We start from the raw sequence: 24154 nt of genomic DNA, 5'->3' as shown, positions 1-24154 counted from the left end.
CATGGATCATCCGTTACATTCATCATGGGAGCCATGGAGTTCGATCAAGCCCGCACAAATGTTGTATAATAGTGGGCAGATGTCAGGGAGAATCTGTTTATTTCTTGTTTGTTTCAAGAGAGGGGGTACCAAGTGAAAGGGAAGAGGTGCCCCGAACAAGTGGAGATGATTACAATGAAAACGGTACAACCTGAAGAAACCCCGCTGATGTGGGGGGACAAACGATACAACAGCTGGAACTATCATCTGCGCCAAACCTTTGGTGAGAAGGTATTCAAAGTGCCGCTCGACGGCGGTTTTACCTGTCCCAACCGTGACGGTACGGTGGCGACGGGCGGATGTACGTTCTGCAGTGCCCGTGGTTCCGGTGATTTCGCCGGCAACCGGCGAGACAGTCTCGTTCAACAATTTGAAGAAGTGAAGGAACGGATGCACCGGAAATGGCCCCAAGCCAAATACTTGGCCTATTTTCAGGCCTTCAGCAACACATATGCACCGGTCGACGTGTTGCGTCCCATGTACGAGACTGCATTGGAACAGGAAGGTGTAGTAGGTTTGGCCATCGCCACGCGGCCTGACTGTTTGCCTGATGACGTCGTGGAACTGCTGGCCGAACTGAATGAACGTACGTACCTTTGGGTGGAGCTGGGCCTGCAAACCATTCACGAAGAGACTTCGCGCCTGGTCAATCGGGGGCACGATTTTCAGTGTTTCCTGGATGGTGTGGAAAAATTGCGCCGTCACAATATCCGCACGTGTGCCCACATCATTTACGGCCTGCCCGGTGAAACGGAAGAAATGATGATGGAGACGGCAAAAGCATGTGCGGAGATGGACATTCAGGGCATCAAGATCCATCTGTTGCACTTGCTCAAAAACACACCGATGGTGAAACAGTATGAAGCTGGTCTGCTTCGCTTCCTGGACAAGGAAACATATGTGAAATTGGTGGTGGACACACTGGAAATCCTTCCACCGGACATGATTATTCACCGGTTGACGGGAGACGGACCGCCCGACCTCTTGATCGGACCGTTGTGGAGCTTGAAGAAGTGGGAAGTGCTCAATGCCATCGATGATGAGCTGAAACGCCGAAATTCCTGGCAAGGGAAGCGGTGGTCATCCTCGCGTTCGGGGTTGGTGCGAAGCGGGGGAAGGAGATGATTGTCCCCGCTGTCCTCTCTTTTTCCCATGCATTGGTCCGGCAAGCGATTGATGAAGGCGGGATTGCCGTCGACGCCACTACCGGCAACGGACACGATACGCAATTTTTGGCGGAATGCGTCGGTCCGGCGGGGAAAGTGTACGCGTTCGACATCCAGCAGGAGGCGCTCGCACGCACAAAGCAGCGTCTGAATGAGCGGGGCATCGCCAATCGCGTCGCACTCATCCACGCCGGACACCATGAGATGGATCAGTATTTACCGGTAGAGATTCGTGGAAAGCTGCAAGCCGTGATGTTCAACCTGGGATATCTGCCGCATGGCGATCCTACCGTCATCACCCGACCGGAAACCACGCTTCCCGCTTTAGAGACGGCTACTGTCTGGTTGACCCCGGGCGGAGTTCTTTCCGTCGTTTTGTACACCGGACATCCCGGCGGACCAGAAGAAGCGGAACACGTGTTGCAATGGGCTCAGTCTCTTCCTCCGAAGACGTTCCAAGTGATGCATTATCAACTGCTCAACCGGCAACAGGCACCTTCTTTGGTACTTGTGGAAAAACGTAAGCAGGCCGCCTGACAGGGCGGCCTTTTTACATACCACGATCAATCGTCACCAAAGGAATCGCCGATGTCGTCCAAGAAATTCCCCGCATCATCGACCCAATCTTCCACTTGATCCTCCACTTGATTCACCCAATCAGCAATGCCACCGTCATTGTCAGTGATGCTTTCCACAGCCTCCTCCAACAATTCGTCGGCTACCATTCCGCCAATCATGCCTGCAGCAAAGCCACCGATGCCACCGCTGAAATGCCCGTGGTGACCGTGACCGTGCCATCCGTGTCCGGACGGGAACCCGTGAACGTGCGCATAGTGTCCCGTGTGATGACCAGCAACACCGGTTGAAGCCATTTCTTCTAACATATGACGTAACTGTTCGGTCAAAAGGGGTGGTTGGTCCAATACATCGTTGGTTACATACCATTCCCGGCGAATCTCCCTCTCGTGACCGTAACCGTGACATTCCACTTCCAACCACAATCGAATGCCGTGATCGTCAACGGCAGCCGTAAATTCCACTTCCTTGACCCGATCATGCAAAAATGCGGTCGGGAAGAATTCGAACTCCTGTACATAACCATTGAAAGAGCGGGAGCTATGTTTTTCACGGAACCCCAACTCAGCAAACGCTTGGAGCAAATGGGACAACCGGACGGGCGGCACCACTTGGATAGGATCGCTGTCCGATGAGTCCACCCCTTGTGCAATGTCCAAAGTCGTGTGAAACACGTAGGAAATTCCGTGAGCGGACAGAGGGAGGTTGTACGGCAGGCGAAACGCAAACGGATACTCCTTCACCTCACGGGCGCCGATCACAAATGATGTGGGAAATGGAATCCGGGTCACCCGACGGGTATGCTGACGCTGATTCGCCCACAGGTGCAATACGAGATCCACATGGATGCCGTTGATTTTCTGCTCCACCTCTCCTCCGTGGATAATCAACCGTCCACGCACCTCATCGCCGAGCGCATAACAGTCTTTTTCCAGCACCAGATCGACACGGGCAGAACCGTGCCCCAGCTTGGCCAGCAAATGTTTCCACATCAAGACCATCCCCCCATACGTTTCTGTCCCGATTGTACATCAATTTAGGCTGGACGTTCCTCCCGAAACAAGCAAAAAGATCGACAATCCCACATCAAGAGAGAAAATCACTCTTTCCATTTTCCCGTCCGAATCCAATGTCTTTCCATTTGGCTGAGAGGCACTCCCTCCACTTTTCGTTTCCCGCATTTCACGCAGATGCAATAACTTTTCCAAGCGTTCCACCCTACCAACTCCCAGCGATGCAAACAAATGCGTATCCCCATTCTCTTTTTCCCGCCGCTCATTTTTCATGCACCCTCCATTTACAGAGCGACACCCCCACAGGAATGGGAATTATTTCCGATCGATATTATAAAAAAACATCTCCCGTATGGGAAGATGTTTTTGTCTCAAAACGCCGCTCGTTTCAGCGACCTCTTTTTTGTTTGGCGGCCAAAGCACTGAGCCGTTCCTCACTGCTTTTTAGCCATTTTTTCATCATGTCTTCAAAATCTGTGGGGCCATTGCGACGTCCAGAGCCACGTCGGTCGCCACGGTTGGGACGGTCATCGCTGAGCGCTTTAATCGAAAGGGAGATTTTCCCGGATGGATCGACCGAAAGCACTTTTGCTTTGACCGTATCGCCCACCTGCAGTTCATCTTCTACTTTTTCCACGTACTTCGTGGAGATTTGCGAAATGTGTACCAGACCCGTCTCTCCTGACTCCAATTTGACGAATGCCCCGAAAGGTTTAATTGCAACTACTTCTCCGCTGACGACGGATCCTTCCGTTACCTGGCTCATTCAAACACTCCCGAAATGATATTCATTCTGTACGAAAATACCATTTATCTGTGCGCAAGTCAATGGTTAATCTACCCATTGTACTGAACGTTTTCCCACGCTCCGTTCCCATTCGTTCATTGCTTTATATAATAAGAATAACATGTTTGCCGTTTACTCCGCAATTTCATTCACCTTTTTCTGCTTAATATGCTATACTTTTTTAAGCGAACATCGTACAACCAGAACAGATTATTCAGGAAGGAAGGATTTATGACGATGCAAACCGGCGTCCAAGAGGGGAGCGTATTAAAACTGAACGGAACTGTTCACCGTCAATTGCCGGTGGCGGCATTGATTGAACAGGCGATCTTGCGAAAAGAAGCTGTATTGACTGCAAACGGTGCACTGCGGGCAACAACCGGCAAATACACCGGTCGATCACCCAAAGACAAATACATTGTAGATGAGCCGACCGTTACTGACAGCATCGACTGGGGGCCCGTCAACCAACCGATGAAACGCGAAGTGTTTGAACGCCTGTATGCACGTGTACGGGAATATCTGCACGACAGGGAAGTGTTTGTGTTTGACGGTTATGCGGGAGCCAATCCCTCCCACCGTCTTCCCATTCGCGTCATCACAGAATATGCATGGCACAACCTGTTTGCCCATCAGTTGTTCATTCGTCCTTCAGAAGAGGAATTATCCGATCACACTCCTTCATTCACCGTCATTTCGATGCCTGGCTTCCAAGCGGTTCCCGAACGGGACGGAACGCGATCGGAGACGTTCATCATCATCAGTTTTGAACATCGGGTCGTGTTGATCGGCGGTACCCAATATGCTGGGGAAATGAAAAAATCCATCTTCAGCGTCATGAATTACCTGTTGCCGGAGAGAGGTGTCCTCCCTATGCACTGCTCCGCCAACGTGGGGCACCAAGGGGACGTCGCCCTTTTCTTTGGACTCTCGGGCACTGGGAAGACCACATTGTCCGCCGATCCGGAGCGCTGTCTGATCGGAGATGATGAGCACGGCTGGTCGAACACGGGCATCTTCAACATCGAAGGCGGTTGTTACGCCAAATGCATCGGATTGTCGAAGGAAAAAGAACCGCAAATCTGGAACGCAATCCGGTTCGGTTCCGTGTTGGAAAACGTGGTGTTGGACGACAACCGCCGGCCGGATTATGATGATCATTCGTTAACGGAAAACACCCGTGCCGCCTACCCGATCGATCATATTCCGAACGCGGTGATTCCCGGCATCGCCGGTCATCCGAATGTGATTTTGTTTTTGACGGCGGATGCATTTGGTGTGTTGCCACCCATCTCCCGGTTAACCCCGGAACAGGCGATGTATCATTTCCTGTCAGGTTACACCAGCAAACTGGCCGGCACCGAACGCGGCGTCACGGAACCGGAAGCGACCTTCTCCGCTTGTTTCGGCGCTCCTTTCCTTCCACGTCCCGCCCGGGAGTACGCGGAGATGTTGGGAGAAAAAATTGCCCGGCATCAAGTTCGCGTCTATCTGGTCAACACCGGCTGGACCGGCGGTCCGTACGGTGTGGGTAAACGGATGAACCTCGCCTACACGCGGTCCATGGTCCGGGCAGCCATCAACGGGCGTCTGGAGGAGAGCACTTTCAGTATCGACCCCATCTTCAAAGTAGCGGTGCCGGACACGTGTCCGGACGTTCCGAGCGACATCCTGAAACCGCGAAGCACTTGGTCCGACCCCGAAGCCTACGATCGGAAAGCCCGCGAGCTGGTACAGCGGTTTCAGGAGAATTTCAACCGGTTCAAGGATATACCCGAGTCGATCCGCAATGCGGGGCCGACCATCGAGTGAAAAACAGGGCCGCCCGTAAGAGTGGGCGGTCCTGTTTTTCTCATGACGCCAACGCGTCCAGAATCTCTTCCTTTGTCTCAGCTTTCATCAGCCGATCCCGAACCTCGGCGTGCATCAATTTTCGCGACAACGCGGCCAGAATCTGCAGATGTTCGTTGCCCGCCTGCTCGTGGGGGACGGCGATAAGAAAGACGAGTCGCACCGTGTCTTCTTGATCGGCATGCCAGTTGATCGACTCAGGCAACCGGGCAAATGCCACCGCCGGCTGTGTAACGGATGCGGATTTAGCGTGGGGAATGGCAACATCGAATCCGATCGCTGTAGAGCCCAGCTTCTCCCGCTCTTCCACATCCTGCAGGTAACCTTCGACGTCGGTGATCACACCCTGTTGTTTCAGACGTTCGGACAACTGCCGGATTACTTCTTCCCGTGTAGACGCTTCCAAAGACAACATCATGCTGTCAGGTTTGATCACTGTTATGAGATCCAATTCAGTTTCCTCCTTGCTCTGTCGGCTTGCGTTTTAACCATGTCACCAGCAACGCCGTCACCACTGTTCCGATGGCGATGGCCAACACATAATAGCCCAATCGTTCCACCGCGTGCGGGATGGCCAACACGAACACGCCGCCATGCGGTGCCCGGAGTTCGCATCCCCACACCATCGACAACGCTCCTGTCACAGCGGAACCGATCATCAACGAAGGAATCACGCGAATGGGGTCAGCCGCCGCAAAAGGAATGGCGCCTTCCGTGATAAAGGAAAGGCCCAGGATACCAGCTGCTTTGCCTGCTTCCCGCTCTTCTTCACTAAACTTGCGTTTGGCTATCAATGTGGCCAACCACAAGCCCAACGGGGGCACCATACCGGCGGCCATCGTTGCCGCCATCGGTCCGTACACCTGCGATCCCAGCAGGCCGACGCTGAACGTGTATGCAGCCTTATTGACGGGACCACCCATGTCAAACGCCATCATCGCTCCGAGCACGAGACCCAACCAAACAGCATTGGCGGTACCCAGCGATTGAAGCCATGCGGTCATGACGGTCATGATGTTTTTGATCGGGGCACCAATGACGTAGATCATCAGCAACCCGACGATCAAGGATGAGAGAAATGGAATGATGACGATGGGCTTTAACCGTTCCAGTGTCTTGGGGAGAGGCAATAAGGTTTTGATCCCCTGTGCCACATATCCCGCCAAAAATCCGGCTACGATCCCGCCGAGAAAACCGGCTCCCAGTTTGGACGCCAGCATCCCGCCGATCAATCCCGGCGCCAGACCCGCTTTGTCAGCGATCGAGTACGCGATGTAACCGGCCAACACCGGTACCATCAAGGCAAATGCGGTGCCTCCGCCGATGTCCATCAGCGCGGCTGCCAACGTACCCTTCTGTTCAAACGCTTTGATTCCGAACAAGAACGACAGTGCGATCATCAACCCGCCTGCCACCACCAACGGAATCATGAACGACACGCCGTTCATCAGATGGCGGTACGGTCCCGACAGTTGGGTCTCCTTCTTGCTTGCTTCCTTTTTCGGAGTGGGTCGGGCTTCCGCTTCCTTCGGGGATTGGGCCAAGGCCCGTTCGATCACGTCACTCGCCTTTTTAATCGCTTCACCGAGCGGCACGCGTACTACCGGTTTCTCCGCGAAGCGTTCCTCTTCCACATCCACGTCCGCCGAAATGATCACGGCATGGGCCTCCTGAATCTCTTCCTCGGTCAGCCGGTTTTCCACTCCCGTCGCACCGCGTGTCTCCACTTTGAGCGATACGCCGTGTTGTTTAGCCGCCTGTTGCAATGCCTCCGCAGCCATAAACGTATGTGCGATCCCGGTGGGACATCCGGTGACGGCAACCAATCGTTTCATACCTTTTCTCCTCCTCTCATCCACTGAACGACGATATCCGCTCCAGATGAATCTGTCGACTCATGGCGACGGTTTCCTCCCAACCGCAAAGCTCGGTTCCGGCGTGAGCAGCAGTAACCGTGCCGGCCGCAGTCGCAAACCGCGCCACTTCTTCTTCACTTTTTCCTTGCAGCCATCCCCATACCAGCGCCGCCATCATCGAATCCCCCGATCCTACAGGACTTTTGGCTTCAATGCGCGGAGGAATGGTACGAATCGTTTTCGTTTCCGTCATCAACCACGCGCCGTTGGCACCATCGGACACCGCTACCCACCGAATCCCGATCTCCAGCAAACGACGACCCGCTTCCAACACGTTCTGCTCCGTGTCCAAAGGTGTCCCGACATACCCTCCCAACTCGCGTCGATTGGGTTTCACAGCAAAGGGTACCGCGTCCACGCCCAGTTTGAACGGCACACCCTCCGCGTCCAGGAAAGCCTTTACATTTTTGCGCTTTGCCATTTCGATGCAATCTCGATACAACCCGTTCGGAGCACCGGTCGGCAAACTTCCCGACAACACCACCACCTTTGCTTGATCCAGCAGACGATCAAACAAATGGATGAAAGCGTCTACATCTTTGGCGTCAACTCGGAAACCCGGCGCGTTCAGCTCCGTCATCCGTTGTGGCTTCGTCTCGGCAATTTTGCAATTGATCCGAGTGACGGCATCTACCGGGACAAACTGATGCAAAATCCCCATACGATCCAAGGCATTGACGACAAAATCACCATTGGCGGTTCCAATCCACCCTGTCGCCATCACATCTGTTTGCCATCCCTTGAGCACACGCGCCACATTGATGCCTTTGCCGCCCGGATCCATCCTGACTTTTTGGCCTCTGTTCACCTCACCTGGCCGCAACACAGTCACTTCCACCGTCTGATCAATCGCCGGGTTGCAGGTCACGGTCAGCACTTCGCACATGACAACGGCTCCTTTGGCAATGTTTGATTGTTGGATCACACTTTGATTACACGCACGCCCTTTTCCCGTATCCGTTCCGCCAACGCCTCCGGCACCCCCGTGTCCGTGATCCAGACATCCACCGCTTCCACTGGGGCAAATTGCGCAAACGTCACTTTGCCCGCCTTATCGGAATCACTCAACAATATCACCTGCTTTGCAGAACGGATCATCGCCTTTTTCACCTGAGCCTCCAACAGATGGGGTGTGGTCAATCCTGCATCCGGGTCCACCCCGTTGGTGCCGATGAATGCTTTGTCCACCCGGATCGTTTCCAACGTCTTCTCCGCGACGGGGCCAACCATGGACTGGGTCATGCCGCGGACCGTCCCTCCCACACAGAGAAGCTCGATGGAGGAGTGACCGGACAGCTCACGCAAAACGAACACCGAATTCGTCACAACCGTCAATCGCTGAAATTGGTTCAACTCCCTTGCCAGCGCCCAAGTGGTCGTTCCGGCATCCAACAGCACGGTTTCTCCTTCGCGAATCATGCTCGCGGCTCTGATGGCGATGCGCCGTTTTTCCTCGCGGTACTGGTCCTCCTTTTCCTGAAAGGAAGGTTCAAATCCCACGTGTTCCAGAGAAATGGCACCACCGTGGGTTCGTTTGAGCAGACCAGCGTCTTCCAGCTCTTTCAGATCACGTCGGATCGTTGCCGGGGAGACACCGAAGCGCTCACACAATTCGGAAACGGATGCGCGCTTGTGCTCATGCAAATAGGAAAGGATCTGCATTTGTCGTTCTTCTGTGAACATGTTGACCCTCATTTATGATCGATCATTTTCGATCGTTTGTGATCACTGATGATTATATATGATTTTATCCCCTCTTTTCAATCAATTTTTTATGGAAATTCGGCCTATTCCTTCGATCCTTGGCTGCCACCATCTTGAAAAAAAATACGTAACCTGCTATCATCAGCGGAGGTTTGTGTCTTGCGGAATTTGGATCAAGGAAGGGTATGCGAATATGAAGCGACCTGTTGTCATCGGAGTGGCCGGTGGAAGCGGTTCCGGCAAAACGACGATTGCGCGCAAACTGTACGAGCAATTTGCCGATTCGGTCGTCATGATCGAACAGGATGCATATTATCGGGATCAGTCTCATCTGCCCCTTGAAGAACGGATCAAAACCAACTACGATCATCCGCTCGCGTTTGACAATGATTTGTTGATCGAACATCTGAACAAGTTACTGAACTACGAACCCATTCACAAACCCGTTTACGACTACAAATTACACACCCGTTCCGAAGAAACCGTGTATCTAGAGCCTAAGGACGTCATTATTTTGGAAGGGATTTTGATTCTGGAGGATGAACGGTTACGGGAACTGATGGACATCAAGGTGTTTGTCGATACTGACGCCGATGTTCGGATTCTCCGTCGAATGGAACGGGACATCAAAGAGCGTGGGCGCACGCTGGAATCTGTCATCCATCAATACCTCACCGTCGTTCGTCCGATGCATCTGCAATTCATCGAGCCCAGCAAACGGTACGCCGACCTGATCATCCCCGAAGGCGGATACAACCAAGTCGCAATCAATCTGCTGGTGAACCAGATCCGTACCTATTTGCAGAAACAATAAACAATGAGACAGTTCCAGAACCAACCCGGTCCTTTTTTCAATGGGCCGGGTGTTTTATTTTTTCCAACGGTATGACCCTGACACGTTGTCATGGTCTACAATGTTCCACCATAGGGGTGATACACATGAGGATCAGCGATTTGTCCGAACAAACGGGTGTCAGCTTGCGTTCTCTCCTTTTAGGTCTTTTGCCACGCTTTTGATCGTTTTCCTTTTAGATATTGAGAATCTTCCTTTTTCAGCACAAAACCCTCCAGGTCCAATCGGTGATGCCTTAGGGGATCGAGGTTTGAACCCTCTGATGGTTAACTACGTAAAAACCTCCACTATCTTGTGGAGGAGAATGGTGAGGGGATTATTCATTTTCCTTCGCCTCTATGGTAGGTATATAAGTCCAGCTCGAAATAACCGGATCGGTGTTACAATGGTAATTGGATTGGATGACCGTGTTGTGGATTTGGCCCAGTTTATATTGCTGTTTTTTTCTTCTGTTCATGCGCCTCGCATCGAAGATGCCTCGCCCTGCGAGGACACAGGCGATTCGCCGTGGACCGACAAACCGGTTAGGGATCATCATGCTTCGTCCGGATCGAACACGCAGTCGCTCAGCGGAATCACCCGGGTCTTGCGGATCCATTTATACAGCAGCCACAAGAGGAGGAACACGGGTAAGCCGATGTACGTAGCGATAACATTCCCCCACTGGATGGGGCCGCCGGTGAAATCTCCATAGCCTTGGCAAAGGATGACGATCGCGCACAGGACAATGGCAAAGAGTGGCCCGAAGGGGTACCATTTCGCCCGGTACTTTAATTCATTGAGGTTCCTTCCCTGCGCGACATATGCCTTACGGAACCGATAGTGGCAAATGGAGATCCAGAGCCAGGTGATGAACCCGGTCATGCCCGAGCAGTTCAACAGCCAGATGAAGACGACACCGTTTCCGAACAGCGAGGAGAGGAATGCGAGGAATCCGAAAATTGTGGTCACATACAGGGCATAGGTCGGGACACCACGTGAATTGACCCGTGTGAACAGCTTCGGCGCCTTCCCTTCCTTCGCGAGCGCCCACAACATCCGTGTCGACGCGTAGATGGCAGAGTTGCCGCAGGACAGCACAGAAGTGAGAATGACGGCGTTCATTAGCCCGGCCGCAAAGGCAAGCCCCGCACGCTTGAACACCAGAGTGAATGGGCTGACCGCGATGTTCGTCACATCGTTCTTGAGCAGGTTGGGATCTGTGTAGGGAATGATCAGACCGATAATCAGAATGGAGAGCACGTAAAAGATCAGGATTCTCCAGAACACCGTGTTGATGGCCCGTGGCACGTTACGCGAAGGGTTGTCACTTTCGCCCGCCGCAATGCCAACGATCTCGGTACCCTGAAACGAGAACCCTGCAATCATTAGCACGCCGAACGTGGCCATGAATCCTCCATGGAATGGACTTCCGCCGAGCACAAAGTTGTGGAAACCCACGGCAGGCTGGGTCAGGATGCCAAAGATCATCCCGATGCCGAGGAGGATAAACACGATGATGGCGATCACCTTGATGCCGGCAAACCAAAACTCTGCCTCGCCATAACTGCGCACCGAGAGGATGTTGAGCGTAAAGAGAATCGCCAGGAAAATGGAGCTCCAGACAATAGAAGGAGTGTGCGGAAACCAGTACTTCATGACAAGCGTAGCCGCCGACAGTTCGACCGGTATCGTGACCGCCCAGCTGAACCAGTAATTCCATCCGATGGAGAACCCAAGAGCCGGATCCACGAATTTTGTGGCGTACGTTGCAAACGATCCGGAAGTCGGGAGCAGGGTGGCCATTTCACCGAGGCTGGTCATCACAAAGTACATCATGATGCCAATCACGATATACGCGAGTAGCGCTCCACCTGGCCCCGCTGAATTGATCAATGCGCCACTGGCCACGAACAGCCCTGTGCCGATGGCGCCGCCAATCGCAATAATGCTGAGATGACGCGATCTTAAGCGTCGTTGCAGTTTGCCGTCCGCCACAGTCCCTGACTGAACCTGTACATTGGCCACAAAGCCAACCCCCATCCATGTTTCTGAAAGTGGTTTCTTATATGGGTATGAAATTCTGATCACAAAATGTTTGTATACGCCGCTCCCATGTGCGGCACGAGCGATCCTTCCCGACGGGTATCCCCCCTTTCGCGCTCGTCACCAACTTATCCGGATTAAAGCAAAGATTACTCAGTATTATCAGAGATCCAGTACGAGGCGGTCGCCTGCCGCTCGTGAGACGCATGCGATGATCGACCGGTTTGATGCCTTTTCTTCATCCGTCAGGTAAAAATCGCGATGGTCCACCGCCCCTTCGACGATGCCGATCTCGCAAGTTCCGCACCCTCCGGCGCGGCACGCGTAACGGACCCGAACGCCGGCGCGCAGGAGAGCGACGAGCAGCGTCTCGTGCTCCGCAACCACCACATCCCGACCCGATTTACACAGGGATACCACAAACGGGCGTGGATTTTCGGGCGTCGGGGCCGTGAATTGTTCGACGTGGATGTTGCTCTTCGGAAATCCGAGCTCCTCCGCATGCTGAGAAAACTCCTGGATGAAGGAAGCAGGGCCGCACAAGTAAACGTGCGTACCCACCTTGGCCCCGCCGAGAACGTTCGGCGTCAACCGCGTCCCGTCTTCGGAAAAATAGAATCGGCTCTCTGGGTAGCGGGCCTGAATGAACGCACGAAAAGCGCAATACGAGCGGGATCGCGCGGCGTAGTGCAGTTCAAACGACCCGTTTTTGGCCCGGAGGTCCGCCATCATTGACAGAAATGGTGTGATGCCAATCCCCGCTGCCAGGAACACATGGTGCCTTGCACGCTGGCTCAGCGGAAAATGGTTTTTCGGCGGGCTGATGCGCACAATGTCACCCACGCGGACACGGTCGTGCCAGCCGGCAGAGCCCCCCTGCGAGCTGTCCGAACGGCGAATGGCAATCTGATACACATTGCGCATGGCCGGATCGCCAATAAGTGAGTAGTTTCGCTCAAAAACGCGGCCGTCGAAATCGACGAATGTGGTGATATGGGCACCTGCCGAAAACGGCGGCAACCGATCCGTCCCCACAGGAACCAGCGTGAACCGTTTTACCACCGGTGTCTCTTCATCGATCCGCGCAACGCGGACGGTCAGAATGGCATCCTGTCTCATGGGTTCTCCTTCTTCGTTATGTTGTTGAGCATCAGGTAGCCGAGAACGGCATCCAACCGTTTGGAATAGTGATCCGACACCGAAATCATCTTTCCACACTGCCGGCAAATCACGGTTGGTGCGTCACCGATAGGATTGATGGTGTAACAGGCAATGCAAAAAACCTTCTGGTACTTTTGTCCATAGCCTCGGATCTGGATGTCTTCTTTGGCGTAACCCACCATTTCCGCAATGCGGGCGAGCGATCGAGCTGACACCCAGGAGGCCGCGATGTACAGGTGAGTCCCCATCGGCTGATGTTCCAGATACATCCGAAGTGCTTCCGAGTCACCGACATGCGGCCACGAACGCTTGGCAGAGATGAGGGCGTCTATGCAGTGGTCGTCTGTCTCTCCCGCGCTATCCCCGACGAGGTTCCATTCGACGGGATATCCCGTGGCGGCCATCCGCCGGACATCGGGAAGCACATGCGCTACCCCGTGATCATCGACAAATACCAAGTGTTTTCGGCAACGGCCGCTGATCTCGAAGGGTGACAGAGAATCTAGGGAGCGCTCCGTCATAGGCATCGCCCCAGGTAATCGATGACCTGCTCTCGATATGCTGCCAAACCTTTGTACGTTACCACCTGTTCCGGGAGCGTGACGAGCACCGAATATAACTTGTGCGCCCAATCCGGGCGATCGCACAACTCTCCCACCGATTTTAGGTAGGTGTGAATGCTAAACAGCAGGGCGTTGCTTCCTGGAAGCCGCAGCACACACTGCTCCTCAACGCGAAATTGCACCTCGTCGGCCACGTTCTCCAGTGTCACCTGGTACCTTGCCGTCCCCCACTCGTCAAACGTCTCCGGCGGAATGTGGAGTCGTCTGCCAACCTGCAAAGTCCAGTTCAGGCGCGTCCACGGTTTGCCCGCCTCAACCCGCAGCAGAAACCTTCGGATCTTTTCGGCCAGTTCGTTACTCCACGGCACCGGTCGATGAATCTCCTGGAACGCCATTCCGAGATCGAACGTGAGTGACCAAACGCTCGGGAAGCAAAGTTGCCCAGCTTCGAGGTAGATGTCGTCGTCACGTTGGACCATGATTAACAAATCTTCCTGCACATGCCGGCCAATCCAGTCAAGCGGCTGCACCGGGAGTGTACTCGCATCACCAAACGTGAATCGGTCGGTCTCGTTCAGCAACAAGTTTCGGAATGTCCATTCGTCGTCCCGCTTCTCGATCGTGAAACAGTCAGGGTAGTTCTCCACCAACTGGTGTACAACCGCATCCACCACTTCCCACTGTGCCGCCAGTGTTCCCGGAAGCGCGTGGAAGCAGCGTTCCGGATGAGCTTCGAGCAAGCGGCGCTTTTCGGCGACTTCGTCGAAATACTCGGTGGTTACCTGTATACAGCATGGCGGGTCGAGTGGTTTCAGATTGTTCGAATAGAGATACCGATCCTCCTCCAAAGGGAATGGGAAACGATGTTGCAGGGAAACCATGCTTGATTATTCTCCTCTTCCCGCAATGTCTTTACGTCGCACCGGAGCTACATTGGCAAACGCTTCATTCATAAAAACGATGAGGCCCATGATACCGACTCCTTCGTAAAGGGCATCAATTCGTTTTTTCTTCTACTGCACAACTCTCCTTTCGCAAAAACAGTCAAGAAACAGTCATTTATATTATAATTAATTCTGACAATTTTGTCTGTATCCTAGCTGCGTTCATCCGGACACTGTCCTTATCGGGTAGCTTAACAGTTTGAAATATCTTTACGATCACGGACACCAAGGTGACTTTTAAGTTTTCCTGAATCAGTTTAAGGAAATGGGGTTTTGAATTTGAAGAATATAAGAAAATATGGGAATCCCCCTTTTACTGTAGCATGCATTCATGGAGGACCCGGTGCTCCAGGAGAGATGGCGCCGGTAGCAAAGGAAATATCCCATATTTGCGGTACTTTGGAACCATTGCAAACATCTGCATCCATTGCAGAACAACTTCATGAATTGCTGACTGTCTTAAAAAAGCATGGAGACCTTCCCATAACATTGATTGGTCATTCATGGGGGGCGTGGTTAAGCTTTATTTTTGCTGCACGCTATCCTTTGTTGGTTAAAAAATTAATACTGATTGGAAGCGGTCCCTTCGAAGAAGAATATGCTTCAAAAATAATGAAAACACGGTTAAGCAGATTGAACAAAGAAGAAAAGTTAAAAGTACACGCTTTAGAGGAAGCCTTACTTGACCCCAGGCAAGACAATAATGTAGCCTTATCTCAATTTGGAAAGCTCCTATCCAAAGCGGATTCTTTCGATCCTTTACCTTCCATCGGCGAAGAAATAGAGGTTCAACCGGATATCTTTCAAAAGGTATGGAAAGAAGCCAGTGAATTAAGACGAAGTGGAAAACTTCTGGAACTAGGCAAACAAATACAATGTCCGGTGATCGCAATCCATGGTGATTACGACCCGCATCCATATGAAGGAATCAAACAACCTTTATCTCAAATGGTTGAAGACTTTCGATTCATTCTATTGAAAAACTGCGGGCATACCCCTTGGATGGAACGGACTGCAAGAGACAGCTTCTACGAAGTCCTTAAAAAAGAATTAAATTAAGATCCCTCCGTTTTTTCAGCGTCACTATAGCGGACATATACCACATAAAAAGGACGATGACCCAGCTTACCCGGATCATCATCCTTTTCAAGAAATCGATGGGTTCCCCATTGAGCAGAGGACATATTTCGCGATGTTCTTCTTTCAAACCGTTCTTAATCCACTCACCGGGTGAGCGTTTTTTCCCGATCAGCTTCGTACGCTTTGACGTGACTGTAAACGGTTTTCAACAACGGAAGATCCAGATCGGCCGGTGCATTCCGTATCAGATATCCATGCAGATGGTCCGTCTCGGTGGGTAACCCTTTTTCGATGTCCCTTGACAACGAGGACTTCATCTCCGGTCCCTGCACCTCAATCACCCGCCAGATTTTTTCCTCCATCTCCTCCGATAACGACGGTTCGATCGACCGCGCCACCGAGACCACTTCGTTCAACAACCGGCGGAACAACTCTTTTCCGAAGGGTGATGCCGTCACTCCCCCCACCGTGGTGCGCATCAATGCCGTCATCCCGCTGAAGGTGGCGATAAACACATATTTGTTCCACATCTCCTGTACAATATGATCGCTGGCCCGCGCCTGCATGTTGGCACCTTCCATTTCATGAAGCAACGATTTTACGCGCTCCGACATGCGCCCGTCCCATTCCCCAAACACCATATCGTGACGCGGACTGTATTGCTCCACTTCCCCTTGATCGTTCAATGTGGATTCGATGAAACAAAGCCCGCCCAATACCCGTTCCCGTCCGAAGCGCTCAAACAATGCCTCCATATGGGCCATTCCGTTGAGTAAAGGCAGAATCGTCGTCCGTTCGTCTACATACGGCGTGATCGAATCCAACACGGTGTCCAAATGATACGCTTTGACCGAAAGCACGATGCAATCAAATGGCTCTGCCTTCTCGCCTGCGGTGATCACTTTTGGCTTTGTATGGAAATCCCCGTGTATACTTCGGATGGATAATCCACGTTCTTGTAGTTGACGCTTTCTTCTTTCCCGTACCAAAAAGGCGACATCGGCACCTTTTTCCAACAGACGTCCGCCGAAATATCCACCAACGGCGCCCGCGCCGACAAACAAAAACCGCATGGTACGCCCTCCCTTGGTTGAAAGGTAGTTCGTGTTTTCTCAAACGTCATTCTACCACAAGTTATCCGAAAAGAAAGACGACAACCCGCTACATAAAGAAAGGTGGCCCTTTTCAAAGGACCGCCTTTGAGCTAACCGAAACAGGAGCGAAAGGCAAGGAGGCCACCCGATTCATTGACGACTTCCATACAAACTGCCCATTATTTCGTTTGTCCATGCCAAGATTGATTCACATCAAAAATCATCTTCTTCAAATCGCTTTTGCGCACACGCCACATATTGGAAACTTTGACTCCGGGAAGTTTACCCGTTCGGAGCCAGTAGCGGATCGTCACGGGCGAAACGTTCAGAATTTCCGCAGCTTCTTTCGGTTTTAGCAATTTTTCGTCTTCCATGGCCATCACCCTTCACGGCACTTCCGCCTAGATTTGGTTTCGAATATAGGAAAAAAGTATTATTGCTACTGAAAAAATCATATAAAAGACGCCATTCATCGTCAATCATCTTTGAATCTTTGGCAGATATGCTTGTACAATACTGATGTGCCATACCATCCTACCAAGGCGGTGGACATCACAATGCATGACAGCAGGGAATCCCTACTTCAGGAACTGGCTCACATCGAAAAATGGGAACAGGAACAAAAAGATCTCTGGTTTTGGGAGAAACTCGGCAGAATTCCTTTTGCCTTATTGGACAAAATCACACCACGAGCCGTCCACGACAAAATCGAACAAGTGTTGAATGAATTGGGCAGCTTTTTGATGACCGGTGGCCGCTATCTCATTCTGGAGCAGCGCGTCTATCAAAAGTGCGCCCAAAAATGGCCACAGTTCCGTCCTCCTTACACTCCCGCGAAAATGGCAGATGTTCCGCTGAACATCATGGACGAGTTGGCCGATGACATGATTGAAACTCATGTCGGTGTCGCCACGGTACAAGGGGCGACCACGGGATTCGGTGGCGTTTTCACGCTGGCGCTGGACATTCCGGCCGTATTGAGCCTGTCACTCAAAATCCTGCAGGAAATCGCCATCGTGTACGGATATGATCCCAATGATCCGCGAGAACGGGCATTCATCGTCAAATGCATGCAATTTGCTTCCTCCGACTACATAGGCAAACAAGCAATCATCGAACAGTTGGCCGCTTACCAACAACCGTCCGATCCCCGGCGGGAACGGCATGTGATCTCCGAACTGCAGGGTTGGCGCGAAGTGTTCGAAAGCTACCGCGACACCTGGGGATGGAAAAAGCTGTTCCAGCTCGCACCGGTCATCGGCGTCTTTTTCGGCGCAATCTGGAACCGGACCATGTTGCGCGACGTCGCAGAGGCCGGAAAACAGTTTTACCGCAAACGCCGAATTCATGAAAAGCTGAAACAAACCCTCCCATCTAATCATTCGTAATCAAGACAAAATTTCATGCACGTTTCACAGCCAAAAAAAACCTGCCGATCACTTCGGCAGGGTTACTCGCTTATTTGTTTTCGGCACGTTGCTGCTGGAAACGGATCAAGCGGCGGCTGAGCACACGGAGCCTGTTTTTCAACTGTTCTTCCCATTCTTCGTCTTCGAGCGCCTTGGCTACGCGTGACAGATCCAATGCCATGTCGATCTGTTCCCGCAACACTGTTTCTGGATTGTCCTCTTCAAAGCTGGTGCAATTTTCTTTCCACTCCTGCACCTTTTGAGGGTCCAGATATTCGTTGAGATTCACTTCGTGCGCCCCGTCTTCCTGTGCGTATTCCACCAACAGTTCAAACTCATCACGCACCGCGTGGTGCACCTCAAACTGGTGACAGACCGGGCAATAAAACAGTGGTACGTTATGCACTCGCGTCGGCCCCTGACGCAATGATCCGATTGTTCCGATCATCGAAGCGCCACAGCAAAAACCCATGGCTCCTCCGCCTCCTTTGATCCTGTCTCTTTCTGTTAAAAAAGTAACACGGCCGCTTTTCAAAATGCGTTTGTTTTGTTATTGTTAATATTGTACCACACGAGGAGAACAGCCAAACCTGATGAAAATAAAACCGCATAGCGAGCGCAACGGCTATGCGGTTCTCATGGGATCAGCACCATCCCATGTCACAGCTCTGCGTATAATGTTCATCAGGGAACTGATCGCCCACGGCGTAAATGGAGTTCTCCTCCACCTCAAACCCATCTACAACTTCCATGCCCATGTTGCGCAAGTCGATCTTTCCGATCGGCTTTTTGTTGTAATACAGCACCATTTCGCCGTCACCCATCCGCCCGGTCACTTTCCGCGTGATGTTGATACGGTATTTGGTGTTTGAAGACATCTCGGTCATCCCTCCTTCAAGCGTACATAGCATGAGGGGATGCGGAAGGTCCGACCAGCAAAGTAGCTTTACCGAGGACCTTCACGCACCGATTATAATATATTATACCGCATTTTATCAGAATGTTTAATCTTCATTCACCAATTCCTCATATTTTTCCGCACTCAACAGTTTGTCAAGATCGGACGGATCAGACATTTCCACTACAATCATCCATCCATCTCCGTATGGGGATTCATTCACTTTTTCCGGCGCATCTTCCAAGTCGCCGTTCACTTCCACAACTTTTCCGCTGACCGGTGCATACAACTCCGACACTGTTTTGACGGATTCCACACTGCCGAACGGCTCACCTGCCGTCACTTCGCTACCTACTTCGGGCAGCTCAACAAACACGATATCACCCAATTCCGATTGGGCGAAATCAGTGATCCCCACGCGCACCTTGTTGTCGCCTTCTTCTTTGACCCACTCGTGCTCTTCGCTGTACCGCAATTCTTTCGGCAGATTCATCCTAATCCCTCCGCATTATTCTTCGCCCAAAATGCGATTCAACGGGTTTTGCAACAGGTTGAGCGCTTTTTCACCGGCCGAGCGGTGACGCAATACGCCTTCTTTATCAAACAGGTAGAACGCCGGTACAAATTCATTTTCAAATGCATCCACTACGTTGTGTTGATTGTCGATCGCTTGAGGATGTTTCAATTCGTATTTTTCAATCGTTTCTTTGACCGGGCCGATCTCAGTGTCCTTTTCGGATCGCGGCATGTGGACACCGATCACTTGCAGTCCTTTGTCCTTGTATTTTTCCCGAATCTCATTCACTTGCGGCAGACTGGTCTTGCACATGCCACAACTGATAGACCAAAAGTGAACGAGGACCGGTTTGCCTTGAAGATCTTCCTTGGAGACTTCGCCGTTTACCCACTCGGTGACCCCTTTGAATTCGGGCATCGGCGTTCTCAGTCGCATGGCCATCGCACTTCAAACCTCCTTCTCAAACAATAGGTGGAAGAAAGGACCTAACGGCAGATGCGTTAGGCCCTTGTTTCGCATGTATTGCATTAAGCTTCCAGGGTTTTTTGGCCCGGTTTCCAGTCGGAGGGGCACAACCCGCCGGTTTGCAGGGCTTGCAGCACCCGCAGAGTTTCATCCACACTGCGGCCGATATTCAAGTCGTGCACCACTTGATAACGCACGATGCCTTCCGGATCGATGATGAACAGACCGCGCAGGGCCACACCTTCTTCTTCGATCAAGACACCGTAGTCGCGAGCCACTTTTTTGGTGAAGTCCGCGGCCAGCGGGAACTTGATGTCGCCCAGACCGTTTTCTTCACGCGGTGTTTTGATCCAAGCACGGTGGGAGTATTTGCTGTCCGTGCTGACGCCCAGCACTTCAGCCCCCAGGTCTTGGAATTCTTCGTAACGATCGCTCATTGCGGTGATTTCCGTCGGGCAAACGAAGGTGAAGTCCAGCGGATAGAAGAACAGCACCAGCCATTTGCCTTTGTAGTCGGAGAGCTTCACTTTTTCGTCCAGCGTCTCCAGGTTTTTGGTGCTTTCCATTTCAAAATCCGGAGCCGGCAGTCCCACAAGACGAGTTGCCATTTGTCCCTTCCTCCTTTTTATATTTGAGATAAATGAGGGGTGTTGTTCCAGAGCCATGTTTAATTTACCCAACGACGATCGTATGTAAACATGGCTCGTGTAACCCCGACGTTTATTACCATACCACGACCCTTATTTAAAGTCAATACTAATTTATATTAAGTATAATTTGGGAACGGTTATCAAACGATGAAGGTTTTTTGCGATGGTTGTCCAAACCTTTACGTAGAATTGACCAAGTATTCATAATCAATTGATACGATCCAATTCGATTAAGACAGATCACAGGGAGAGGGGATCGATTTATGAAAAAAAGAGGCTTCCGTGTGCAGCGATGGACCAAGGCACTCTTGGCCTGTGCCTTAGTCGCATGTGCCCCGCTGCTGACGGCAGCGGATCTGTCACCGACGGCACATCCCCAAACGTATATGAACGTGCAATTGTTGGGGATTAACGATTTTCACGGCCAGCTCAACGTGACGCGCAACGTAAACGGCCAACCGGTGGGACGCGGTGACGTGTTGGCTGCTTACTTGCGCGAGAGGGAAGCGCAAAACCCGAATACCCTGCTGGTGCATGCGGGCGACATGGCCGGAGCGAGTGCGCCCGTCTCAGCGTTGATGCAGGATGAGCCGACCATCGAAATGTTGAACAAACTGAGATTTGATGTCGGAACAGTTGGCAACCACGAATTCGATGAAGGCGTCAACGAGATGATGCGGTTGATTTACGGTGGATATCATGAGAAGACGGGTTATTTTGAAGGCGCCGAATTCCCCTATATCTGTGCCAATGTCGTCGATGAAAAAACCAAGCGACCGATACTCCCTCCCTCGCTCATCAAGCGGGTGAATGGCATTCCGATCGGGTTCATCGGCGTAGTGACGAAGACGACACCGACCATTGTGACGCCCTCCGGTGTGAAAGGCGTTTTATTCACCGATGAAGCGGAAGCGATCAACCGGGAGGCCGCCAAGCTGAAAAAGAAGGGTGTTCATGCCATCGTGGTGCTGGCTCATGAAGGCGGGTTCCAAGACGCCAAAACCGGTCAGATCACCGGTCCTATCGCTGATATCGCCAACAAGGTGGATGACGATGTGGACGTGATTTTCGCCGGGCACAGCCACAGCTATCTCAACGGCACAGTTGACGGCAAGCTGATCGTTCAGGCTTACAGCTACGGAACGGCGTTTTCCGATGTGGATGTCGTGATCGACAAGAGAACCAAGGACATCGTAGCGAAAAAAGGGGAAATCATCACCACCTATCAGGCCAATGTGCAACCCGATCCGGAAATCCGGGAACTGATCCAGTACTATGAAGAGAAAGTGGCGCCCATCGTCAACCAGAAAATCGGAACAGCCGCACAGACGTTGAGCAAAGAGGAGAACACCGCAGGTGAGTCCGCCTTGGGCAACCTCATCGCCGATGCGCAACGCTGGAAAATGGGGACCGATTTCGCGCTGATGAATCCAGGCGGCATCCGGGCCGATATTGATGCGGGCGATGTCACCTGGGGTGAGTTGTACAACGTACAGCCGTTCAGCAATGACCTGGTCAAAATGACCATGACCGGCGACCAGCTGAAACGGGTGTTGGAGCAGCAATGGCAGGGAGACCGCGCCAAGATCCTGCAAATCTCCGGTTTTACCTATACATGGGACCCCTCCCGTACCGTCGGCGACCGGATCACGAACCTGAAAAAAGCTGACGGCACACCGATCACGCCTGACGGCCGTTACACCGTGACTGTCAACAGCTTTTTGGCCGGCGGCGGAGACGGATTCACCGTCTTCCAGGAACCGACCGACAAAGTAGTCGGACCGGTCGATCTGGATGCATTGATCGAGTATATCAAACAATTGCCGCAACCCTTCTCCGCCCAAATCGAGGGGCGCATTCAACTAGCGGGACAGTGAATCACCTATCAGATGAAAACCCACCGATTCACTTGTCGGTGGGTTTTTGTACGCGAGTTTAGGGCATGCCAGATTCATATTATTGTCAGTGCTTTCCCGGCCCGATCCACCTGACCCTGAAAAGGAATCAGAGCAAAACTTTCGAACCGGGGAGCGCAGGACGCGGGCAGTACGCTTCGCTTAGAGGGGAATCGATGCTGGGTCGGATCCAGGTCTACTTCACTGTACCGGCATTCGTGCTCCTGTCCCGTTGTAACAGAAAAACGGATTCAGATTCGGGAAGCCCGATCCGTGAAAAACGGTCTTTCTGAACGGATATGAAAAACTGACCATTGCTTCGTGATGAGTGTGATACAATCGGTTCGAGAGGAGTGTGAACACATGGCCAAAAAAGGCAGGATCACGATGGAAAACGGCGAGAAAATCCTCATCGAATTTTTCCCGGAAGCAGCACCGGGAACCGTCGCCAACTTCGAAAAGCTGGCCAATGAGGGATTTTACGACGGTTTGACGTTTCATCGCGTGATCCCCGGCTTCGTCAGCCAGGGCGGTTGTCCGTACGGAAACGGGATGGGAGGACCGGGCTACACCATCCGCTGCGAAACGGAAGGCAACCCTCACAAACATATTCCCGGTGCCGTCTCCATGGCACATGCCGGGAAGGATACCGGCGGAAGCCAGTTTTTTATCTGTCATGAAGCCCAACCTCATCTGGACGGTGTCCACACCGTGTTCGGGCAAGTGATCGAAGGGTTGGATACGGTCAAAAACATGAAGCCCGGTGACCGGATGAAAGAAGTGCGCGTGTGGGAAGAGTGACGTGACGGCAATCCCCCGATGAGATTCGGGGGATTTGTTCGCCAAAGTTTATTCTCCTGAATCCCCCACCGGCTCAATACATTGCGGCACATCATTCCGTGGCGAGTTGACCAGCGTAGAGACGGCGTAAAACGACAATGTCTCCGCATGCGGGACCAGCATCTCCACAGCGGCGACAGAGTCGCGCAAATCAGCATCCAGCCACACTGACTCCGCCTCCGGTCGCAAAATCACCGGCATGCGGTCGTGGATGGACGCTACCGGACCGACCGCTTCTGTTGTAATGATGGTGAACGAATCGACCGTCTCCCCTTCCGGCGACACCCATCGGTCCCACAGCCCGGCCAACCCCGCCAATCGACCGTCCCCTGGTACGATTCGGTACGGTTGTTTCCGTTTGTCCGATAACACTTTCCATTCATAGTACCCGTCTGCGGGAATGATGCATCTGCGGCGTGGCACCAGGGAGCGAAACGCCGGTTTTTCCAGCAGGGTTTCCCTTCTGGCATTGATCATCCGCTGCCCGATCGATGGCGTGCGTGCCCAATGCGGAATCAAACCCCACCGAAACATCATCAACCGTCTCTCGCCCCCCGGCAAACCGACCACCACTGGGACACGCTGGGTGGGTGCGATGTTGTAGCGGGGCTCATGTTCCACCTGTTCCGCTTCTGCGATCAAAAACCGTCGCATGATCTCGCCCAACCCGGCGGTCAGCGTAAAACGTCCGCACATGACACATCCTCC

Annotated in this window: 27 protein-coding genes; 8 read left to right on the top strand and 19 right to left on the bottom strand. The window is 52.4% G+C overall.

Annotation, left to right across the window (positions count from 1 at the left end):
• Window positions 1-174 precede the first annotated feature (174 nt).
• Complete coding sequence (gene mnmL, locus KI215_RS02445) at window positions 175-1164, top strand: tRNA modification radical SAM protein MnmL/YtqA (protein ID WP_420830179.1); 990 nt, start codon at window positions 175-177, stop codon at window positions 1162-1164.
• Window positions 1161-1742: a tRNA 5-(aminomethyl)-2-thiouridylate-methyltransferase MnmM gene (gene mnmM, locus KI215_RS02440; protein WP_212774014.1), complete on the top strand. Its 582-nt coding sequence runs from the start codon at window positions 1161-1163 to the stop codon at window positions 1740-1742. The genes mnmL and mnmM overlap by 4 nt, the downstream gene beginning before the upstream one ends.
• A 26-nt stretch (window positions 1743-1768) precedes the next feature.
• Here mnmM and KI215_RS02435 read toward each other — a convergent pair whose 3' ends face one another.
• The 3 genes from KI215_RS02435 to KI215_RS02425 all read right to left on the bottom strand — a co-directional run bounded on the left by KI215_RS02435 (window position 1769) and on the right by KI215_RS02425 (window position 3560).
• Window positions 1769-2773, bottom strand: coding sequence for a sporulation protein (locus KI215_RS02435; RefSeq protein WP_212774013.1), 1005 nt, complete (start codon window positions 2771-2773; stop codon window positions 1769-1771).
• A 39-nt stretch (window positions 2774-2812) separates the two neighbouring features.
• Window positions 2813-2998 (bottom strand): hypothetical protein, encoded by a 186-nt coding sequence (locus tag KI215_RS02430; protein ID WP_212774012.1) that lies wholly within the window; start codon window positions 2996-2998, stop codon window positions 2813-2815.
• Window positions 2999-3182: 184 nt separating this feature from the next.
• Window positions 3183-3560, bottom strand: coding sequence for a S1 RNA-binding domain-containing protein (locus tag KI215_RS02425; protein WP_205496922.1), 378 nt, complete (start codon window positions 3558-3560; stop codon window positions 3183-3185).
• Window positions 3561-3812: 252 nt separating this feature from the next.
• Between KI215_RS02425 and pckA the strand changes: the two genes are divergently transcribed.
• Window positions 3813-5393 (top strand): phosphoenolpyruvate carboxykinase (ATP), encoded by a 1581-nt coding sequence (gene pckA / locus KI215_RS02420; RefSeq protein ID WP_246512168.1) that lies wholly within the window; start codon window positions 3813-3815, stop codon window positions 5391-5393.
• 40 nt (window positions 5394-5433) lie between these two features.
• Here pckA and KI215_RS02415 read toward each other — a convergent pair whose 3' ends face one another.
• The 4 genes from KI215_RS02415 to KI215_RS02400 are packed head-to-tail and all read right to left on the bottom strand — an operon-like array spanning window position 5434 to window position 9031.
• Entirely contained in the window at window positions 5434-5883 is a 450-nt protein-coding gene (locus KI215_RS02415) for a PTS sugar transporter subunit IIA (protein ID WP_212774011.1), read from the bottom strand.
• A gap of 1 nt (window position 5884) precedes the next feature.
• On the bottom strand, window positions 5885-7267 hold the full coding sequence (locus KI215_RS02410; RefSeq protein WP_212774010.1) for a fructose-specific PTS transporter subunit EIIC: 1383 nt from the start codon (window positions 7265-7267) through the stop codon (window positions 5885-5887).
• A gap of 16 nt (window positions 7268-7283) precedes the next feature.
• Complete coding sequence (gene pfkB, locus KI215_RS02405; RefSeq protein WP_212774009.1) at window positions 7284-8234, bottom strand: 1-phosphofructokinase; 951 nt, start codon at window positions 8232-8234, stop codon at window positions 7284-7286.
• A 35-nt stretch (window positions 8235-8269) separates the two neighbouring features.
• Window positions 8270-9031 carry a DeoR/GlpR family DNA-binding transcription regulator gene (locus KI215_RS02400; RefSeq protein WP_212774008.1) on the bottom strand — a complete coding sequence of 254 codons (762 nt, stop codon included), beginning with the start codon at window positions 9029-9031 and terminating at the stop codon, window positions 8270-8272.
• 58 nt (window positions 9032-9089) lie between these two features.
• Between KI215_RS02400 and udk the strand changes: the two genes are divergently transcribed.
• The gene (gene udk, locus KI215_RS02395) at window positions 9090-9866 is read left to right on the top strand and encodes a uridine kinase (RefSeq protein ID WP_338048318.1); all 777 of its coding nucleotides are present in this window, start codon (window positions 9090-9092) and stop codon (window positions 9864-9866) included.
• A 573-nt stretch (window positions 9867-10439) separates the two neighbouring features.
• Here the strand turns inward: udk and KI215_RS02390 are convergent.
• The 4 genes from KI215_RS02390 to KI215_RS02375 all read right to left on the bottom strand — a co-directional run bounded on the left by KI215_RS02390 (window position 10440) and on the right by KI215_RS02375 (window position 14535).
• Window positions 10440-11927 (bottom strand): amino acid permease, encoded by a 1488-nt coding sequence (locus KI215_RS02390; protein WP_212774006.1) that lies wholly within the window; start codon window positions 11925-11927, stop codon window positions 10440-10442.
• A gap of 165 nt (window positions 11928-12092) precedes the next feature.
• Window positions 12093-13049, bottom strand: a complete 957-nt coding sequence (locus tag KI215_RS02385) for a PDR/VanB family oxidoreductase (protein WP_212774005.1) — start codon at window positions 13047-13049, stop codon at window positions 12093-12095.
• On the bottom strand, window positions 13046-13612 hold the full coding sequence (locus tag KI215_RS02380; protein WP_212774004.1) for a hypothetical protein: 567 nt from the start codon (window positions 13610-13612) through the stop codon (window positions 13046-13048). Before KI215_RS02380 ends, KI215_RS02385 begins: the two co-directional genes overlap by 4 nt.
• On the bottom strand, window positions 13609-14535 hold the full coding sequence (locus KI215_RS02375) for a heme-dependent oxidative N-demethylase family protein (protein ID WP_212774003.1): 927 nt from the start codon (window positions 14533-14535) through the stop codon (window positions 13609-13611). The genes KI215_RS02380 and KI215_RS02375 overlap by 4 nt, the downstream gene beginning before the upstream one ends.
• Before the next feature lie 420 nt (window positions 14536-14955).
• Between KI215_RS02375 and KI215_RS02370 the strand changes: the two genes are divergently transcribed.
• Complete coding sequence (locus KI215_RS02370; protein ID WP_212774002.1) at window positions 14956-15657, top strand: alpha/beta fold hydrolase; 702 nt, start codon at window positions 14956-14958, stop codon at window positions 15655-15657.
• 164 nt (window positions 15658-15821) lie between these two features.
• Here the strand turns inward: KI215_RS02370 and KI215_RS02365 are convergent, their stop codons facing one another.
• Together KI215_RS02365 and KI215_RS02360 are read right to left on the bottom strand one after the other, a co-directional pair.
• The gene (locus tag KI215_RS02365; protein WP_212774001.1) at window positions 15822-16751 is read right to left on the bottom strand and encodes a ketopantoate reductase family protein; all 930 of its coding nucleotides are present in this window, start codon (window positions 16749-16751) and stop codon (window positions 15822-15824) included.
• A gap of 200 nt (window positions 16752-16951) precedes the next feature.
• Window positions 16952-17146, bottom strand: a complete 195-nt coding sequence (locus tag KI215_RS02360; protein WP_212774000.1) for a helix-turn-helix domain-containing protein — start codon at window positions 17144-17146, stop codon at window positions 16952-16954.
• Between the two features lie 183 nt (window positions 17147-17329).
• On the opposite strand from KI215_RS02360, the gene KI215_RS02355 reads away from it, so the two are divergent.
• Window positions 17330-18160 carry an EcsC family protein gene (locus KI215_RS02355; RefSeq protein WP_212773999.1) on the top strand — a complete coding sequence of 277 codons (831 nt, stop codon included), beginning with the start codon at window positions 17330-17332 and terminating at the stop codon, window positions 18158-18160.
• Window positions 18161-18230: 70 nt separating this feature from the next.
• On the opposite strand, the gene KI215_RS02350 is transcribed toward KI215_RS02355, so the two are convergent.
• The 5 genes from KI215_RS02350 to KI215_RS02330 all read right to left on the bottom strand — a co-directional run bounded on the left by KI215_RS02350 (window position 18231) and on the right by KI215_RS02330 (window position 20669).
• Entirely contained in the window at window positions 18231-18653 is a 423-nt protein-coding gene (locus KI215_RS02350; protein WP_212773998.1) for a hypothetical protein, read from the bottom strand.
• 172 nt (window positions 18654-18825) lie between these two features.
• Window positions 18826-19059: a DUF2553 family protein gene (locus KI215_RS02345; protein ID WP_212773997.1), complete on the bottom strand. Its 234-nt coding sequence runs from the start codon at window positions 19057-19059 to the stop codon at window positions 18826-18828.
• 126 nt (window positions 19060-19185) lie between these two features.
• Window positions 19186-19572 carry a glycine cleavage system protein GcvH gene (gcvH, locus tag KI215_RS02340; RefSeq protein WP_212773996.1) on the bottom strand — a complete coding sequence of 129 codons (387 nt, stop codon included), beginning with the start codon at window positions 19570-19572 and terminating at the stop codon, window positions 19186-19188.
• A 15-nt stretch (window positions 19573-19587) separates the two neighbouring features.
• Window positions 19588-20031 (bottom strand): redoxin domain-containing protein, encoded by a 444-nt coding sequence (locus KI215_RS02335; protein ID WP_212775021.1) that lies wholly within the window; start codon window positions 20029-20031, stop codon window positions 19588-19590.
• A 92-nt stretch (window positions 20032-20123) separates the two neighbouring features.
• On the bottom strand, window positions 20124-20669 hold the full coding sequence (locus tag KI215_RS02330) for a peroxiredoxin (protein ID WP_212773995.1): 546 nt from the start codon (window positions 20667-20669) through the stop codon (window positions 20124-20126).
• 305 nt (window positions 20670-20974) lie between these two features.
• Between KI215_RS02330 and KI215_RS02325 the strand changes: the two genes are divergently transcribed.
• Window positions 20975-22588, top strand: coding sequence for a bifunctional metallophosphatase/5'-nucleotidase (locus KI215_RS02325; RefSeq protein WP_212773994.1), 1614 nt, complete (start codon window positions 20975-20977; stop codon window positions 22586-22588).
• 381 nt (window positions 22589-22969) lie between these two features.
• Window positions 22970-23407: a peptidylprolyl isomerase gene (locus KI215_RS02320; RefSeq protein WP_212773993.1), complete on the top strand. Its 438-nt coding sequence runs from the start codon at window positions 22970-22972 to the stop codon at window positions 23405-23407.
• Window positions 23408-23455: 48 nt separating this feature from the next.
• On the opposite strand, the gene KI215_RS02315 is transcribed toward KI215_RS02320, so the two are convergent.
• Window positions 23456-24142 (bottom strand): SOS response-associated peptidase, encoded by a 687-nt coding sequence (locus KI215_RS02315; protein ID WP_212773992.1) that lies wholly within the window; start codon window positions 24140-24142, stop codon window positions 23456-23458.
• Between the last annotated feature and the right edge of the window lie 12 nt (window positions 24143-24154).

The organism is Polycladomyces abyssicola, from assembly GCF_018326425.1.
GTDB classification, from domain to species: Bacteria; Bacillota; Bacilli; order Thermoactinomycetales; family JIR-001; genus Polycladomyces; species Polycladomyces abyssicola.
The sequence above is the reverse complement of the archived record's forward strand: the minus strand, read 5'-3'. Positions and strand labels throughout refer to the sequence as shown.

Bases quoted from the DNA above. Each gene is read 5' to 3' on its own strand.
- KI215_RS02370 (WP_212774002.1), top strand. From the start codon at position 14,956: ATGGCGCCGGTAGCAAAGGAAATATCCCATATTTGCGGTACTTTGGAA.
- KI215_RS02400 (WP_212774008.1), bottom strand. From the start codon at position 9,031: ATGTTCACAGAAGAACGACAAATGCAGATCCTTTCCTATTTGCATGAG.
- KI215_RS02315 (WP_212773992.1), bottom strand. From the start codon at position 24,142: ATGTGCGGACGTTTTACGCTGACCGCCGGGTTGGGCGAGATCATGCGA.
- gcvH (WP_212773996.1), bottom strand. From the start codon at position 19,572: ATGAATCTGCCGAAAGAATTGCGGTACAGCGAAGAGCACGAGTGGGTC.
- KI215_RS02320 (WP_212773993.1), top strand. From the start codon at position 22,970: ATGGCCAAAAAAGGCAGGATCACGATGGAAAACGGCGAGAAAATCCTC.
- KI215_RS02380 (WP_212774004.1), bottom strand. From the start codon at position 13,612: ATGACGGAGCGCTCCCTAGATTCTCTGTCACCCTTCGAGATCAGCGGC.
- KI215_RS02375 (WP_212774003.1), bottom strand. From the start codon at position 14,535: ATGGTTTCCCTGCAACATCGTTTCCCATTCCCTTTGGAGGAGGATCGG.
- KI215_RS02435 (WP_212774013.1), bottom strand. From the start codon at position 2,773: ATGTGGAAACATTTGCTGGCCAAGCTGGGGCACGGTTCTGCCCGTGTC.
- KI215_RS02410 (WP_212774010.1), bottom strand. From the start codon at position 7,267: ATGAAACGATTGGTTGCCGTCACCGGATGTCCCACCGGGATCGCACAT.
- KI215_RS02355 (WP_212773999.1), top strand. From the start codon at position 17,330: ATGCATGACAGCAGGGAATCCCTACTTCAGGAACTGGCTCACATCGAA.
- udk (WP_338048318.1), top strand. From the start codon at position 9,090: ATGATTTTATCCCCTCTTTTCAATCAATTTTTTATGGAAATTCGGCCT.
- KI215_RS02350 (WP_212773998.1), bottom strand. From the start codon at position 18,653: ATGGGTTTTTGCTGTGGCGCTTCGATGATCGGAACAATCGGATCATTG.
- KI215_RS02425 (WP_205496922.1), bottom strand. From the start codon at position 3,560: ATGAGCCAGGTAACGGAAGGATCCGTCGTCAGCGGAGAAGTAGTTGCA.
- KI215_RS02330 (WP_212773995.1), bottom strand. From the start codon at position 20,669: ATGGCAACTCGTCTTGTGGGACTGCCGGCTCCGGATTTTGAAATGGAA.
- KI215_RS02325 (WP_212773994.1), top strand. From the start codon at position 20,975: ATGAAAAAAAGAGGCTTCCGTGTGCAGCGATGGACCAAGGCACTCTTG.
- mnmM (WP_212774014.1), top strand. From the start codon at position 1,161: ATGATTGTCCCCGCTGTCCTCTCTTTTTCCCATGCATTGGTCCGGCAA.
- KI215_RS02345 (WP_212773997.1), bottom strand. From the start codon at position 19,059: ATGTCTTCAAACACCAAATACCGTATCAACATCACGCGGAAAGTGACC.
- KI215_RS02335 (WP_212775021.1), bottom strand. From the start codon at position 20,031: ATGCGACTGAGAACGCCGATGCCCGAATTCAAAGGGGTCACCGAGTGG.
- mnmL (WP_420830179.1), top strand. From the start codon at position 175: ATGAAAACGGTACAACCTGAAGAAACCCCGCTGATGTGGGGGGACAAA.
- KI215_RS02390 (WP_212774006.1), bottom strand. From the start codon at position 11,927: ATGGGGGTTGGCTTTGTGGCCAATGTACAGGTTCAGTCAGGGACTGTG.
- KI215_RS02365 (WP_212774001.1), bottom strand. From the start codon at position 16,751: ATGCGGTTTTTGTTTGTCGGCGCGGGCGCCGTTGGTGGATATTTCGGC.
- KI215_RS02360 (WP_212774000.1), bottom strand. From the start codon at position 17,146: ATGGAAGACGAAAAATTGCTAAAACCGAAAGAAGCTGCGGAAATTCTG.
- pfkB (WP_212774009.1), bottom strand. From the start codon at position 8,234: ATGTGCGAAGTGCTGACCGTGACCTGCAACCCGGCGATTGATCAGACG.
- pckA (WP_246512168.1), top strand. From the start codon at position 3,813: ATGACGATGCAAACCGGCGTCCAAGAGGGGAGCGTATTAAAACTGAAC.
- KI215_RS02385 (WP_212774005.1), bottom strand. From the start codon at position 13,049: ATGAGACAGGATGCCATTCTGACCGTCCGCGTTGCGCGGATCGATGAA.